12 protein-coding genes are annotated in these 12784 nt (G+C 61.2%); 3 read left to right on the top strand and 9 right to left on the bottom strand.

Annotated elements, in window-relative coordinates; translation table 11 throughout:
• Nucleotides 1-97 precede the first annotated feature (97 nt).
• Together B0G62_RS31530 and B0G62_RS02985 are read right to left on the bottom strand one after the other, a co-directional pair.
• Entirely contained in the window at nt 98-235 is a 138-nt protein-coding gene (locus B0G62_RS31530; RefSeq protein WP_167401172.1) for a hypothetical protein, read from the bottom strand.
• Nucleotides 236-293: 58 nt separating this feature from the next.
• Complete coding sequence (locus tag B0G62_RS02985; protein WP_244193081.1) at nt 294-701, bottom strand: hypothetical protein; 408 nt, start codon at nt 699-701, stop codon at nt 294-296.
• A gap of 566 nt (nt 702-1267) precedes the next feature.
• On the opposite strand from B0G62_RS02985, the gene B0G62_RS02990 reads away from it, so the two are divergent.
• Entirely contained in the window at nt 1268-1519 is a 252-nt protein-coding gene (locus B0G62_RS02990) for a helix-turn-helix domain-containing protein (RefSeq protein WP_103702350.1), read from the top strand.
• 200 nt (nt 1520-1719) lie between these two features.
• Here B0G62_RS02990 and B0G62_RS02995 read toward each other — a convergent pair whose 3' ends face one another.
• The 7 genes from B0G62_RS02995 to B0G62_RS03020 form a co-directional block, all read right to left on the bottom strand.
• Nucleotides 1720-2154: a hypothetical protein gene (locus tag B0G62_RS02995; protein ID WP_103702352.1), complete on the bottom strand. Its 435-nt coding sequence runs from the start codon at nt 2152-2154 to the stop codon at nt 1720-1722.
• Nucleotides 2151-2969 carry a hypothetical protein gene (locus B0G62_RS32045; protein WP_244193082.1) on the bottom strand — a complete coding sequence of 273 codons (819 nt, stop codon included), beginning with the start codon at nt 2967-2969 and terminating at the stop codon, nt 2151-2153. Before B0G62_RS32045 ends, B0G62_RS02995 begins: the two co-directional genes overlap by 4 nt.
• A 4-nt stretch (nt 2970-2973) precedes the next feature.
• The gene (locus tag B0G62_RS32050) at nt 2974-3561 is read right to left on the bottom strand and encodes a hypothetical protein (RefSeq protein ID WP_244193083.1); all 588 of its coding nucleotides are present in this window, start codon (nt 3559-3561) and stop codon (nt 2974-2976) included.
• On the bottom strand, nt 3558-5096 hold the full coding sequence (locus tag B0G62_RS03005; protein ID WP_103702354.1) for a site-specific integrase: 1539 nt from the start codon (nt 5094-5096) through the stop codon (nt 3558-3560). The genes B0G62_RS32050 and B0G62_RS03005 overlap by 4 nt, the downstream gene beginning before the upstream one ends.
• Nucleotides 5080-6180, bottom strand: a complete 1101-nt coding sequence (locus B0G62_RS03010; RefSeq protein WP_244193084.1) for a tyrosine-type recombinase/integrase — start codon at nt 6178-6180, stop codon at nt 5080-5082. Before B0G62_RS03010 ends, B0G62_RS03005 begins: the two co-directional genes overlap by 17 nt.
• Nucleotides 6181-6469: 289 nt before the next feature.
• Nucleotides 6470-7012: a single-stranded DNA-binding protein gene (locus tag B0G62_RS03015; protein WP_103702358.1), complete on the bottom strand. Its 543-nt coding sequence runs from the start codon at nt 7010-7012 to the stop codon at nt 6470-6472.
• A 181-nt stretch (nt 7013-7193) separates the two neighbouring features.
• The gene (locus tag B0G62_RS03020; protein ID WP_103702359.1) at nt 7194-8366 is read right to left on the bottom strand and encodes an MFS transporter; all 1173 of its coding nucleotides are present in this window, start codon (nt 8364-8366) and stop codon (nt 7194-7196) included.
• 270 nt (nt 8367-8636) lie between these two features.
• Between B0G62_RS03020 and uvrA the strand changes: the two genes are divergently transcribed.
• Together uvrA and B0G62_RS03030 are read left to right on the top strand one after the other, a co-directional pair.
• Nucleotides 8637-11537 carry an excinuclease ABC subunit UvrA gene (gene uvrA / locus B0G62_RS03025; RefSeq protein ID WP_103702361.1) on the top strand — a complete coding sequence of 967 codons (2901 nt, stop codon included), beginning with the start codon at nt 8637-8639 and terminating at the stop codon, nt 11535-11537.
• A 74-nt stretch (nt 11538-11611) separates the two neighbouring features.
• Nucleotides 11612-12709, top strand: coding sequence for an AI-2E family transporter (locus tag B0G62_RS03030; protein ID WP_103702363.1), 1098 nt, complete (start codon nt 11612-11614; stop codon nt 12707-12709).
• Nucleotides 12710-12784: the final 75 nt, after the last annotated feature.

The raw sequence follows: 12784 nt of genomic DNA on the forward strand, positions 1-12784 counted from the left end.
TATCTATCGGACCTAGATTGCCTTACGCATGGCACTGGACCGACTCACACGTCGCGTCACCTGTTCCGCTTTCGCCGTTACCTTGCAATGCTCGCGCTCAGCGCCCAGCCATCATCATGGCGACGGTGACCAGCGTGGCGATCGACCCGATGGCCCCGGCCAACACTGCCGACAGCGCGATGAGGGCCTCTCTATCCTGGGCGCGTGGGAAAAGACGCCGTGCAATCGTCGTCATGTTGCGCTCCTTTGTCCATCCTGCCGGCAGCGCAGGCCCGTAGGGGCTGGTTGAAATCTCACCAAGTCGCCTCGCAGTCGCCCAGAAATTCCTCTCGCGCAACAGCGATCACCCTCGCCGGATCGTCAATAAAGGTCTCGGCGGGCGTCCGGTCATCAAGCAAAGCATGCGGCGAATAGAGCCAGAACGTCCGCCTCCAGCCTCCGCGATCGTCTTCGCTGGGCAGGACCGCGAGGAGTCCGGCAACGTCCTTTCGTATTGCCCCCATGCGGTCGAACTGGAAGTCAGGGTAGAGGAAGCAATGCCGAGGCGCAGACCACACTCCCAGCAGGTCACCGCTCGCTTGCGCCCGGATCGCAGAGGTTGTGGCTTCCGGGCCGGGCACTTCGCCGACCAGCTCGGCAACCCAGAGATCGTCTGGCCATCCCATTTCAAGCAGTTCGTCACGGAACTCGATCGCCGACACGGTCTTTGACTCCAAGCTATCGCTTTGACGACCACTCAACTTTCAATTGGTGGTCGGAACTTGCACGAGGCTGCCACGGGAGGCAAGGAGTAACGGTGCCATTTGTGGTCACATATGAAAACCAAGTCATGCCGTCTTCACAATAGCTCTTGATATCTGTAATCGCACTCATGACACACCGCTCGTCCCCAATTAATTGAGTCTGAAATGCATAGACATGGCTGTGCCCACCTTCGAGTTGCGACACTACTTCGAGAGCGTCCTCGGGCTTCGTCACAAGGTAAGTGGCGACGGGTGGCAGATCCTCTTTGAAGTCCTCGCGGGTGTGCTGAATTAGGAAGCAAGGGGATTCGCTTGAGACGGCCACGCATCGAAAAGCGGTGAAAGGGCTGAATAGTTTTCGACGTACGGGATTTTTTTCTTCCCAAGTCGTCTGAGTCAAAAGCATGGGTGTGCTGGGTGTCTGCCATGAGTACGAGTGCCGAACGACTCGCACTTGGCGCGCACCGCAAAAATGCTAATCTTAGTATGTAGAATCATAGTATGCAACGACGGATATTCAATGGATGTCCGTTGCTTCCTCCCAATGTCGCCTGGTTGCCATATTCGCTGCTAATGTTCGGCGAAAACGCATCGAGTTAGATCTCTCGCAAGAGGCCCTTGCCGAGAGGGCTGGCGTCCATCGTACGTATGTTGGAATGCTGGAGCGCAGCGAAAAGAACGTGACCATCTACAACATTGAGCGTATCGCAGACGCTCTGGGCGTCGACCCGGCATCGCTGCTGGAGGATTGCGAGAAATCGGCGCGCCGAGCGTAAGCGGCAACGACAACAACTCATTGACGAGACGTCAATTTCCGCACGAGCCTAACTCGCTCACGTATAGCATCTCAATACGAGAATGGGTCGGCGGCAACGCGTCCAGAATCCCCGATAACCGAGTCCTTGGCGTTTCAGTGCCGAACGGCTTCGCGCTCTAAGATTTACGCGTTCGTCTGCTACCTGCCGCCCGCTCGCCATCACCTGGCCCCTTTCGACCGGTCGCGCTCCGGCTTTGGGAGCGGGGCATTCAGCATCTCCATCGTGACACCCTTGCGCTCGGCGTTAATCGCCCACGTTACGAACTGCTCAGTCAGCAGTTGGTTTTCCGCTTCCAGCCGTTCGGCTTTTGCCTTGTAGCGGTCAGCCTGCGCCAGAGCCGCGCGAACCCGCTCGTCCCGAGGCTGGCTTCGTTCACGTGTCAAAGTACCGCGCAAGGCATCCTTCCTGAGCGAGAAGGCGTTGGCAATCTCCGGATATTCGGCGAACGTGAAGCGGGAATAACGGTAACCTGTGGACGTCTCAACTGCATCCAGCAAGAGCTCCCATGTGAGCTTACCCTTCCACGCATCCAACGTTTCAACGATTGCGGAAATCCGCTCGGCGGTTAAGTCCGGCGCCCGGTTCTTTTTCATGATAGAGCCCTCCGCCGCGTGGTCGTGATAAACCTGACAGGGTGGACATTGTCCTTAGTGATAAGCGGAGCGTTGGTCACGTCCAGCCGAATTCGCGCCCCGGCGGGTACCGCCGGGTCCTCCAGAATCGACAGGAGGGCGTTGACTCGTTCGAGGGTGACCAACTGGTGCTTGACCCAGGTATCAGCGCCGTACTCCTCTTCGCTCAGTGCTTCCCGAGCCTGCGCCAGCAGATACTCGGTCTCGCTCTTAAGCATCCGGAGGTTCGCTTCTTTCTGCGCCTCTCCCTTAATACATTCTTGCTCCTCGCAGTTAATGCAATCGCGATACATCTGGCACGGTTCGCTCGCGAAGTCGTGAGCACACCACCCGTACTGCGTCGTATGTGCCGCACTGAGTCCCAAGCCTTTGAACTCGCTGCGCGTAAACAGATCGCGCCCGGAACCAAAGACAGGTTCCAATTCTTTGGTAAACCCGCCCTTCAAGGCCTGACTGATTGGAGCTTGAACCTCATCTGAGCTCATATGGTCGTAGGCACGGTTCTGCTTTACGTCTTTTCGGCCGGAAAAGATGGCAATTTCGGCGCTGCTCAGCCCTCCCGTCTGGGCCAGCATGTTCAGGTAATGGCGCAAGTTATGACTTTGAAGCTCGATGGGAGAGCCGTCATCCTCTGTGTATTTGAACCGCTCAAAAATGGAGAGTCGCCCCTCGCGAGCCCCATAGTGGTTCGTGAGAACACCGTAATCAACGCAACTGAACATACAAAGGTATGTTGCCTTTTGCGAGTGCATTTCGTTCGTGCGCATCAGGGCCATGGAATCACGGCACAGTAAGCCAGGCGCTCCGGGCATGTGAGGACCCTATTTCCCGGGGCTTTTTGAATCCATGCACCCATCGTTGACGAAGGCGAATGAACTCCTTTTTACACATAAACTCAGCGATGATTTGCAGTTGCCCGGCCGTCCGATAGGCCACCGCCGGCGAGACTTTCTGCCTCGCAAGGACCACCGCGCTATCGAGCACCGTTTCGTCGATGGCCGTGGGGCGCGAACCCTTGTTCGACTCCCGCAAGGCTGCCTCAAGACATCGAAGAGCGGCAATGCGCTGAGCTTGGGACGTCACCGGCCGCTTGTCTTGAAGGTAGACCAGAGTCGCTTTCGCAAAATCCAGAAACGGCTGGGGCAGGCTCGGCTCAGACTTGTCTTCTCGGCACGCTTCTAGGGTGCTGAACACACCCCGATTTACCTTGTTCTGTCCTTTAAAGTATCCGAGATCCCAAACGCTCTTATCAAACTGCTTCCGGGCGCCCAGCACGTCCGAGTCCCTACAAAGCGCTATGAAGGCCTCGATGTTAGCCAAAGGCTCCAGTTCGGCCTGAGGTGTGAAGTTGAGGACTGGAGCGGTCAAGACGCAGTCTCCGATTCCTGTTCAGACCGCTGCTGCCAAATCTGGGCGCAAAGCGCGATGACCTCCTTGACAGCCCGGATGGGTTCATCGTTCACCGCCGCCATCCGGTCGTCAGTCGACCAGTTTTCCCGTTCAGACTCCAGGCGTGCAAGCACCTTCTCGTGCGGAGCGTCGAGCCACGGCTCGAACCGGAAGCACGCGTAACAGGCAACCGGCTTGTTGAGCGCACAGCCTTTCCCCTTGCCAGCGCAACTGCCTACAGGGTCCTTCGAAACTCGGAAGTCAATGATCCGGCTGCCTGAGGCTCCCTTGTGAGTGGCGTGCTGCTCATCCTCCACGACTTGCCCTTTAAACGCCTGGGCAAGCGGGATGAGTAAAGGTCCCATAGTCCGGTCAATGTTCCCAACGATCCTGGGGGTGGCGGCGACGTACACATCCACTTGCTGCAGGTCCACGTGACCCAGACGTTCCGCAATGTGCACTTTGCTTGCCCCCTCTTCGGCCAGCCGGGTGCCAAACGTGTACCGAAACCTCTTTGGCGTCAGAGGCATCGGCGCAAAGTCAAGGCGGGAAGTTGGTGGTGCGACGTCCTCCATGAGGATCTTGAACCGGCCCGACAGCGCTTCCGGAGTGCAATGTCCGTAAAACAGGTCGTCAACGGCCCGAAGTTGTTTGCGGGGTCCTCGAGGCATAACCAGGGTCTGCGGGAAGAAGGCGGAGTTGTCGGCGTAACCCTCTGCCTGCAAGCCACGTTTGTACTCCGTGATGAGCCGACCAGTCTGTGGGCTGATGTCAAATGGAAGAAAGCTGCTTCGCGTGTGCTCCAAACCCGTCTTGGCCTGCGGAAGGCTGAGCACCGACGTGGAGCTCTCAAAGTCGCATAGCTTGAGTGAGGCATATTGAGAGATACGGCCGCCGCACGCCAGGAGCAGCCTAACAAGCAGAAGTGTCCACAACGCTAATGCACCACGCCCATAGGCAGCGTTGACCGCCGAGTGCAGTGCGGTGTACTCCTCCTCGCTCAGAGGCCCTGCGACTGGATCCCGCGTCCTGACCGCTTCGCCCTTCTTGTTGCCGGGCTTCCGCCGCTCCAGCAAGTACGTAGCGCACTCCGGCTCGACCCCGGGCAGACCGAGGTCAACCCATTTTTGTAGCAGCCCGTTTAGCGTGCCGAGCCGCCCGATTTCGTGAACGCCCAGTTTGGCCGCGTAATTGGAAATATGTTGCGCCCCAATCGTCCCTTCCTGACATGCCTGCACGGCATCGGTGAAGTGGGAGAACGCCTGATTTAGATTCAAGACGTGCGCGGACGAGTGCCCCTTCACAAAGGGAAGCAGAGCTCGCTTGAGCGCAGGTACGAACGCTTTGAAGTTGCCGGTGTACCGACTAAAGTCGATGCGCGCGTTGAACGGGCCATCGACCCACTCCCAGACGTCCTCTCGTGGGTCAAAGCTGCTCCCACTGCGCGTAAAAACACGCGTGGACAACGGGATGACAAGCGCGGTGGATGAGTGGATTTCAGTTGTCTGGGACATCGAGTTGTTCTTGCAGTTTCAGGGCGAGTTCACGACCTTTACGGCTGGCGTGGCGGCGGGTATAGGTTGCAGCGGATTTCGAGTTATCGGCCCACCCTTGCTGTTCATTGCGCGCCTTCTCTTCGACGGCGTCCGTCAGCCCCAACAGTTCAGCTTGCTCAGAAAAGCGCTCGTTCCACGTGTGACGCATTACATGGCTCGTCAGCGTGACGGGCAAGCCCGGGCACGCCTCGCGAAGCTGACGGAATATCTTGTCGATGCTCTGCAAAGACAACGGCTGGCCGTCATCTGCGACGATGAGCTGTGGGTGCTTGCGAGCGGCCTTGATTTTCCTTCTGCGGTCGTTAATGTAGCCCCAGACGGCCCGCATAATGGCCGGTCGCAACTCGACCTCTCGGTCGTTGGTTTTCGTGTTTGGCTGTATGCGGCGAGGATCCTCACTTGCATCGGCCCGTCGGAGGATGCGCAGCTTGGGCAGACGCTGGTCAAGGTCCCGAATCTGGAGGCCCAGCAGTTCGCCTCGACGCATGCCAGTAGCGAGCAGGAGCACAACAATGAGCCAGTTCCGATGGCGGACAAAACCCCGCTGCCACGGATTGTCAGGCGAGTCAGGATTAATCACCTTGAGAAGCCGATCCTGGTCTTCCTTGGAAAGGCCCTCCCGGGCACCGAGCTTCGCGCGCCTGGAAACTCTGGGCACTTGCGCCAGAAACGCCTTGAGCGCGCCCGCGCTTTCAAGCGCCAGTTCCTTTCGCTGGACCGCCGGCAGCGTCGAACCTACATATGTCGACAGGAAATCCAGGAAATCCGCCATATATCGAAGCCGCGAGGCTTGAGTGGCCACGGCAACCGCGTTGACTTCGACGATTGCCGCGCTTCGACGCATGCGGATTCGCCTGATATCAATGATTTTGGAATCACCTGGGCCGTCCGCGTCTTCGTAGGACAGGTCGTCCACCCGGTATTGAGCCGCTTCGGCTAACCGGTTGAGCTCGGGTACCGTCAGAAATCGACCCTGGCGAAATCGCACGAGCAAATTGATGTCGGTCTTGGCCAACTCTCTGTACAACAATGCCAGCACCATGCACACAGCATGAATCGTGTTGGCAGCTCGACCGCGTTTGCGGTACTTGGCCAGATAGAGGGAAGCCTCATGGACCGGAAGGCTCCCGGGTCTGCTCAGGACGGAGTGGCGCTCTCCGTTCCGAAACCTGACGCGCTTTGCAACGAATCTCGTCATCTACCCACCGTTTTAACCAAGTAGTAGTTGGACACTACCCCTACTAAAACACAAAACAAAGTGTGGGTAAAGAAAAAGCCCGCCTCCAAGGGGAGAGCGGGCCTCTATCAACAAAAAAACCGCAAAGTAGCTTCTAGAACGGAATATCGTCGTCCATTTCGTCGAAGCCGCCGCCAGCCGGCGCGCTCGGACGGCCGCCGCCGCTGCTTGCGCCGCCACCGCTCGAACGCGGAGCGCCGCCGCCAGCGCCACCCGAGGCACGGCCACCGCCGCGCGGGGCGCTTTCACGGCTGCTGTAGCCACCGTCGTCGCCCATGTCGCCGCCCGCCGGCGCGCCGCCGCTGCGGCCGCCCAGCATCTGCATTTGATCCGCGACGATTTCCGTCGAGTAACGGTCGGTGCCGTCCTGCGCCTGCCACTTGCGCGTGCGGATGCGGCCTTCGATATACACCGACGAACCCTTCTTCAGGTATTCCGAGACGATTTCGGCCAGACGGCCGAAGAACGCCACGCGATGCCATTCGGTCATTTCCTTGAACTCGCCGGACGCCTTGTCCTTGTAGCGGTCGGTCGTCGCGAGGCGGATGTTCGCCACGGCGTCGCCGCTCGGCAGATAGCGCACTTCCGGCTCGGCGCCGAGGTTGCCGACGAGGATCACCTTGTTCACGGATGCCATGAAATTCTCCTGTTGATTCAGTTGCGAGGAGCGGCCGCGCGGTTCACGCACGCGTTGCAGTCATTGTGCGACTGCCGGGCGCGGACCGCCTCCGCGAAATGTGTTGCTGCGAGTTTAAGTACGAAGCGCGCCTGACTGCACGATGGGGCGCGCTTTCGCTTCTATACAGTCAAGCCTGCGCTTATGCCTGCCTGGCCTCCGCGCGTTTGGGCGGGGTCTTCATATTGGCCGCGATTATAAGCCAGCACGCCACCAGCCCCGAGCAGGTGTAGAACACCGCGCTTGCGCCGTCGTGCTTGAGCATCCAGCCGCCCACCACGCCGCCAAGCGCCAGCCCGATCGACTGCGTCGTGTTGTAAACACCCGTGGCCGCGCCTTTGCGGGTGCCCGGCGCGAGCTTCGACACCAGCGAAGGCTGCGACGCCTCCAGAATATTGAAGCCGAGGAAGTACACGAAAAGCACGGCCGCCACGATTGCAATGGTATGCGCAAGCGAGCCGAGCAGAAGCTGGCCGATCAGGATAAGCCCAATGGCCGATACCACCACCGCCTTCATCTTGCCCTTCTTCTCCGCCGCGATGATGGCAGGCACCATCAGCACGAAAGACAGGCCCATCACCGGCAGATAAATCTTCCAGTGCGCCGCGACCGGCAGACCCGCATCCACGAGCAGGCGCGGCACGACGAGGAACAGCGCGGTCTGCGTGGCGTGGAGCACCAGCACGCCGAAGTTCAGGCGCAGCAGTTCCACGTTGTGCAGGACTTCGGAAAACGGCGCGCGCACGTGCACGGGCTTGGGCGCATCGGGCACCACCCACAGCACCACGCCGACCGCGATGATCGAGAACACGCCCACCAGCGTGAACAGGCCGCTCATGCCGAGCCAGTGGAACACGACGGGCGCGCCCACGATCGCCACCGCGAAGGACAGGCCGATCGAGCCGCCCACCATCGCCATGGCTTTGGTGCGGTTCTGCTCGGAGGTCAGGTCGGCGATGAAGGCGAGCACGGCGGACGACACCGCACCCATGCCCTGGATCACCCGGCCGACGATGATCCACGTCATATCGTGCGCGCCCGCCGCGACAAAGCTGCCGATCGCGAAGATCACGAGGCCGGCGGCGATCACGGGCTTGCGCCCCACCTTGTCGGAGATCCAGCCGTAGAAGATGTACAGAAGCGACTGCGTGACGCCATAAGCGCCCAGCGCGATGCCGACCAGCAGCACGTTGTCGCCGCCGGGAATGGTTTTCGCGTACACCGAAAACACCGGCATGATCATGAACAGGCCCAGCATGCGCAGCGCGAAGATCGCGGCAAGCGACACGGTCGCGCGCACTTCGGGCGCGCTCATGCGTGATGATGTAGCGGGAGAGTTGGAGGACATCGGAGCGTATTGTGATTAGGCCGCCGCTGCCCGCCGGTCATGCGCGCCGTCGGCGCCGACCGTGGCCCGGCACGTTGGCCTGGGTCGCATGCAAGAGCTGTCAGTTCGCTTGCAGGGTCCGCGTGGGATGCGTCAGGCGCACGTCAGGACCCTTTCAAAGACCGTCAGCAAGCCGTAACGGCGGTCTGGAAAAGTCGTTATAGTAGCAGGTTTAGCCTCCCTCTCTCCCGCAGGTTCATGGAACAGATCCGTATCCGTGGGGCCCGAACCCACAACCTCAAGAACGTCAATCTGGACCTGCCGCGCCACAAGCTCGTGGTGATCACCGGGCTGTCGGGCTCGGGCAAGTCCTCGCTGGCCTTCGACACGCTTTACGCGGAAGGCCAGCGCCGTTACGTGGAAAGCCTGTCGGCCTACGCGCGCCAGTTCCTGCAGCTGATGGAGAAGCCCGACGTCGACCTGATCGAGGGTCTGTCACCGGCCATCTCCATCGAGCAGAAAGCCACCTCGCACAATCCGCGTTCGACGGTCGGCACGGTCACCGAAATCCACGACTACCTGCGACTTCTTTACGCACGCGTGGGCACGCCCTACTGCCCGGATCACGAGATCGCGCTGGAGTCGCAAAGCGTCTCGCAGATGGTCGACGCCGCGCTCGCGCTGCCCGAGGAGACCCGGCTGATGATCCTCGCGCCCGTGATCGTGGACCGCAAGGGCGAGCACGCCGAGCTTTTCGACGATATGCAGGCGCAGGGTTTCGTGCGCTTTCGCGTGCGCTCGGGCGGCGGCACGGCCAACGAAGGCGAAGCGAAGATCTACGAAGTCGAGTCGCTGCCCAAGCTCAAGAAGAGCGAGCGCCACACCATCGACGTGGTGGTGGACCGCCTGAAGGTGCGCCCGGACATGAAGCAGCGCCTCGCGGAATCGTTCGAGACCGCGCTGCGTCTAGCCGAAGGCCGCGCCGTCGCGCTCGAAATGGACACGAACAAGGAGCATCTGTACAGCTCGAAGTTCGCCTGCCCGATCTGCTCGTACTCGTTGCCGGAGCTGGAGCCGCGCCTGTTCTCGTTCAACAACCCGATGGGCGCGTGCCCGGAGTGCGACGGCCTGGGCCAGATCACCTTCTTCGATCCGAAGCGGGTGGTCGCGCATCCGTCCCTGTCGCTCGCGGCGGGCGCCGTGAAGGGCTGGGACCGGCGCAACCAGTTCTACTTCCAGATGCTGCAAAGCCTGGCGGTGTTCTACGACTTCGACATCGACACCGCGTTCGAGGACCTGCCGGAGAAAGTGCGCAAGATCCTGCTCTATGGCTCGGGCAAGCAGGAAATCCCGTTCTCGTACATCAACGAGCGCGGCCGCACCTCGGTGCGCGAGCATGTGTTCGAAGGGATCATTCCGAACCTGGAGCGCCGCTATCGCGAGACCGATTCGGCCGCGGTGCGCGAGGAACTCTCCAAATACCAGAACAACCAGGCCTGCCCGCACTGCGAAGGCACGCGTCTGCGCCGCGAGGCGCGCTTTGTGCGGATCGGTTCGAATGAAGACGCGCGCGCCATCTACGAGGTGAGCGGCTGGCCGCTGCGCGATTCGCTCGGCTACTTCCAGACGCTGCGCCTCGAAGGCGCCAAGCGCGAGATCGCCGACAAGGTGGTCAAGGAAATCGTCGCGCGGCTGATGTTCCTGAATAACGTCGGCCTCGATTACCTCTCGCTCGATCGCAGCGCCGAAACGCTCTCGGGCGGCGAGGCCCAGCGTATCCGTCTGGCGTCGCAGATCGGCTCGGGCCTCACGGGCGTGATGTACGTGCTCGACGAGCCGTCGATCGGCCTGCATCAGCGCGACAACGACCGCCTCATTTCCACGCTCAAGCATCTGCGCGACCTCGGCAATTCGGTGATCGTCGTGGAGCACGACGAGGACATGATCCGCATGGCGGATTACGTCGTCGATATGGGGCCGGGCGCGGGCGTCCATGGCGGCATGGTGATTTCGGAAGGTACGCCCAGCCAGGTGGAGAACGATCCGGCTTCGATGACCGGGCAATATCTGTCGGGCGCGCGCCGCATCGACTATCCGGACGAGCGCAAGGAAGCCGACGAACGGCATCTGCGCATCGTCGAGGCTTACGGCAACAACCTCAAGCACGTCACGCTCGACCTGCCGGTTGGCCTCTTGACCTGCGTGACGGGCGTGTCCGGCTCGGGCAAGTCCACGCTCATCAACGACACGCTGTACCACGCGGTCTCGCAGCATCTGTATGGATCGTCGGCGGAACCGGCGCCGTTCGAGGCGATCGAGGGCCTGGAGCATTTCGACAAGGTCATCAACGTCGACCAGTCACCGATCGGCCGCACGCCGCGCTCGAATCCGGCGACCTATACGGGCCTTTTCACGCCCATCCGCGAACTGTTCGCGGGCGTGCCGGCGGCCAAGGAGCGCGGCTACGAGTCGGGCCGCTTCTCGTTCAACGTCAAGGGCGGGCGTTGCGAAAGCTGCCAGGGCGACGGCGTGCTGAAGGTGGAGATGCACTTCCTGCCCGATGTCTACGTGCCCTGCGACGTCTGCCACGGCAAGCGCTACAACCGCGAGACGCTGGAAATCCAGTACAAGGGCCGGAACATCAGCGAAGTGCTCGACATGACGGTCGAACAGGCCTACGAGTTCTTCAAGGCCGTGCCGGTGGTGGCGCGCAAGCTCAAGACCTTGCTGGACGTGGGCCTGGGCTATATCCGCCTGGGCCAGTCGGCCACCACGCTGTCGGGCGGCGAGGCGCAGCGCGTGAAGCTGTCGCTGGAGCTGTCCAAGCGCGACACGGGCCGCACGCTCTACATTCTCGACGAGCCGACCACGGGTCTGCACTTCCACGATATCGCGCTGCTGCTCGAAGTGATTCATCGACTTCGCGATCAGGGCAATACGGTCGTGATCATCGAGCATAATCTCGATGTAATCAAAACCGCCGACTGGGTCGTGGACATGGGCCCCGAAGGCGGCGCGGGCGGCGGCCAGATCGTGGCGCAAGGCACGCCGGAGCAGGTGGCGAAGTCGAAGGCGAGCTTCACGGGCCGCTATCTCGCGCCGCTGCTCAAGCGCGCGAACGGCAAGATTGCGGCGCTCGACACGGCGTCGGGCAAATAAGCAACGCAGTTTCTTCAATCGGGCTGCGCACACAACGGGACGGGGGCCGCGCGCCCCCACGGAATACACGCAACATGGCCAAGCGCAACGAAGCGACCGACACGACGGACGACAAGCAGCAGGTGCGCGATCTGCGGCCGCGGCCCGTCAGGCTCACGAGCGACATGAGCCTGCCGAAGCTCTCGGCGGTGGAGATCGGCAGCTATCTGGCCGCGCTCGGCGGCATGCTGACGGTGCTGCACCTGAACCTGCTGGGCGCCCTGCTCGCGGGGATGCTCGTCTATCAGCTGGTGCACACCATTTCGCCGCTGATCGAGCGGCGCATGTCCAGCAGCCGCGCGCGCTGGCTGTCGGTGGTGCTGGTGTCGATCGTGATCGTGGGCGTGCTCACGGGACTCACGGTAGGCGTCATCGAGCAGTTCGAGAACGACGTGCCGAGCGTGCAGAAGGTCATGGCGCAGATGATGACCTTCGTCGATCAGGCGCGCGCGCGCATTCCCGAGGCCATCGCGTCTTACCTGCCGGTGGACGTTGCGCAGATGAAGCTCAAGGCGCTCGCGCTGATGCACGAGCACGCCACGCAGCTCGGCCAGGGCGGCAAGAACGCCGCGCGCATCCTGGGGCATATCGTGATCGGCATGATCATCGGCGCGATCATCGCCATCGGCGCGCAGAAGAACGCCACGCGGCTGCCGCTATCGACCGCGTTCGTCGCGCGCGTGTCGCGCTTCGCGGACGCGTTTCGCCGCATCGTGTTCGCGCAGGTGAAGATTTCGGCTATCAATACGGTGTTCACGGGCCTGTTCCTGCTGCTCGTGCTGCCGGTGTTCCACGCGCCGCTGCCGCTCGCGAAGATGCTCGTGGTAGTGACTTTCGTGGTGGGCCTCTTGCCGGTGATCGGCAATCTGATTTCGAACACGCTGATCGTCGCCATCGCGCTGACGGTGAGCCTGCCGGCGGCCGTGACGGCGCTGGCGTTTCTGATCGTGATCCACAAGCTCGAATACTTCCTGAACGCGCGCATCGTGGGCGGCCAGATCGAGGCGCGCACGTGGGAACTGCTGATGGCGATGCTGGTGATGGAAGCCGCGTTCGGCATCCAGGGTGTGATCGCCGCGCCCATCTTTTATGCGTATATCAAGCGCGAGCTGATTTATCTGCGGCTGGTTTAGACAGCGCGTCGCTCAATGGGAAATAAGAAATGAGAAATGGCCCCGTTTGGGGCCATTTTTTTGTCCGGTGAAGTC

The organism is Paraburkholderia eburnea (genome assembly GCF_002917095.1).
Taxonomy (GTDB): domain Bacteria; phylum Pseudomonadota; class Gammaproteobacteria; order Burkholderiales; family Burkholderiaceae; genus Paraburkholderia; species Paraburkholderia eburnea.

Excerpts from the sequence above, each read along its gene's own strand:
- B0G62_RS31530 (WP_167401172.1), bottom strand. The coding sequence starts at position 235 with ATGACGACGATTGCACGGCGTCTTTTCCCACGCGCCCAGGATAGAGAG.
- B0G62_RS32045 (WP_244193082.1), bottom strand. The coding sequence starts at position 2,969 with ATGGCCCTGATGCGCACGAACGAAATGCACTCGCAAAAGGCAACATAC.
- B0G62_RS03015 (WP_103702358.1), bottom strand. The coding sequence starts at position 7,012 with ATGGCATCCGTGAACAAGGTGATCCTCGTCGGCAACCTCGGCGCCGAG.
- B0G62_RS03010 (WP_244193084.1), bottom strand. The coding sequence starts at position 6,180 with ATGGTGCTGGCATTGTTGTACAGAGAGTTGGCCAAGACCGACATCAAT.
- B0G62_RS03005 (WP_103702354.1), bottom strand. The coding sequence starts at position 5,096 with ATGTCCCAGACAACTGAAATCCACTCATCCACCGCGCTTGTCATCCCG.
- B0G62_RS03030 (WP_103702363.1), top strand. The coding sequence starts at position 11,612 with ATGGCCAAGCGCAACGAAGCGACCGACACGACGGACGACAAGCAGCAG.
- B0G62_RS03020 (WP_103702359.1), bottom strand. The coding sequence starts at position 8,366 with ATGAGCGCGCCCGAAGTGCGCGCGACCGTGTCGCTTGCCGCGATCTTC.
- B0G62_RS02995 (WP_103702352.1), bottom strand. The coding sequence starts at position 2,154 with ATGAAAAAGAACCGGGCGCCGGACTTAACCGCCGAGCGGATTTCCGCA.
- uvrA (WP_103702361.1), top strand. The coding sequence starts at position 8,637 with ATGGAACAGATCCGTATCCGTGGGGCCCGAACCCACAACCTCAAGAAC.
- B0G62_RS02990 (WP_103702350.1), top strand. The coding sequence starts at position 1,268 with ATGTCCGTTGCTTCCTCCCAATGTCGCCTGGTTGCCATATTCGCTGCT.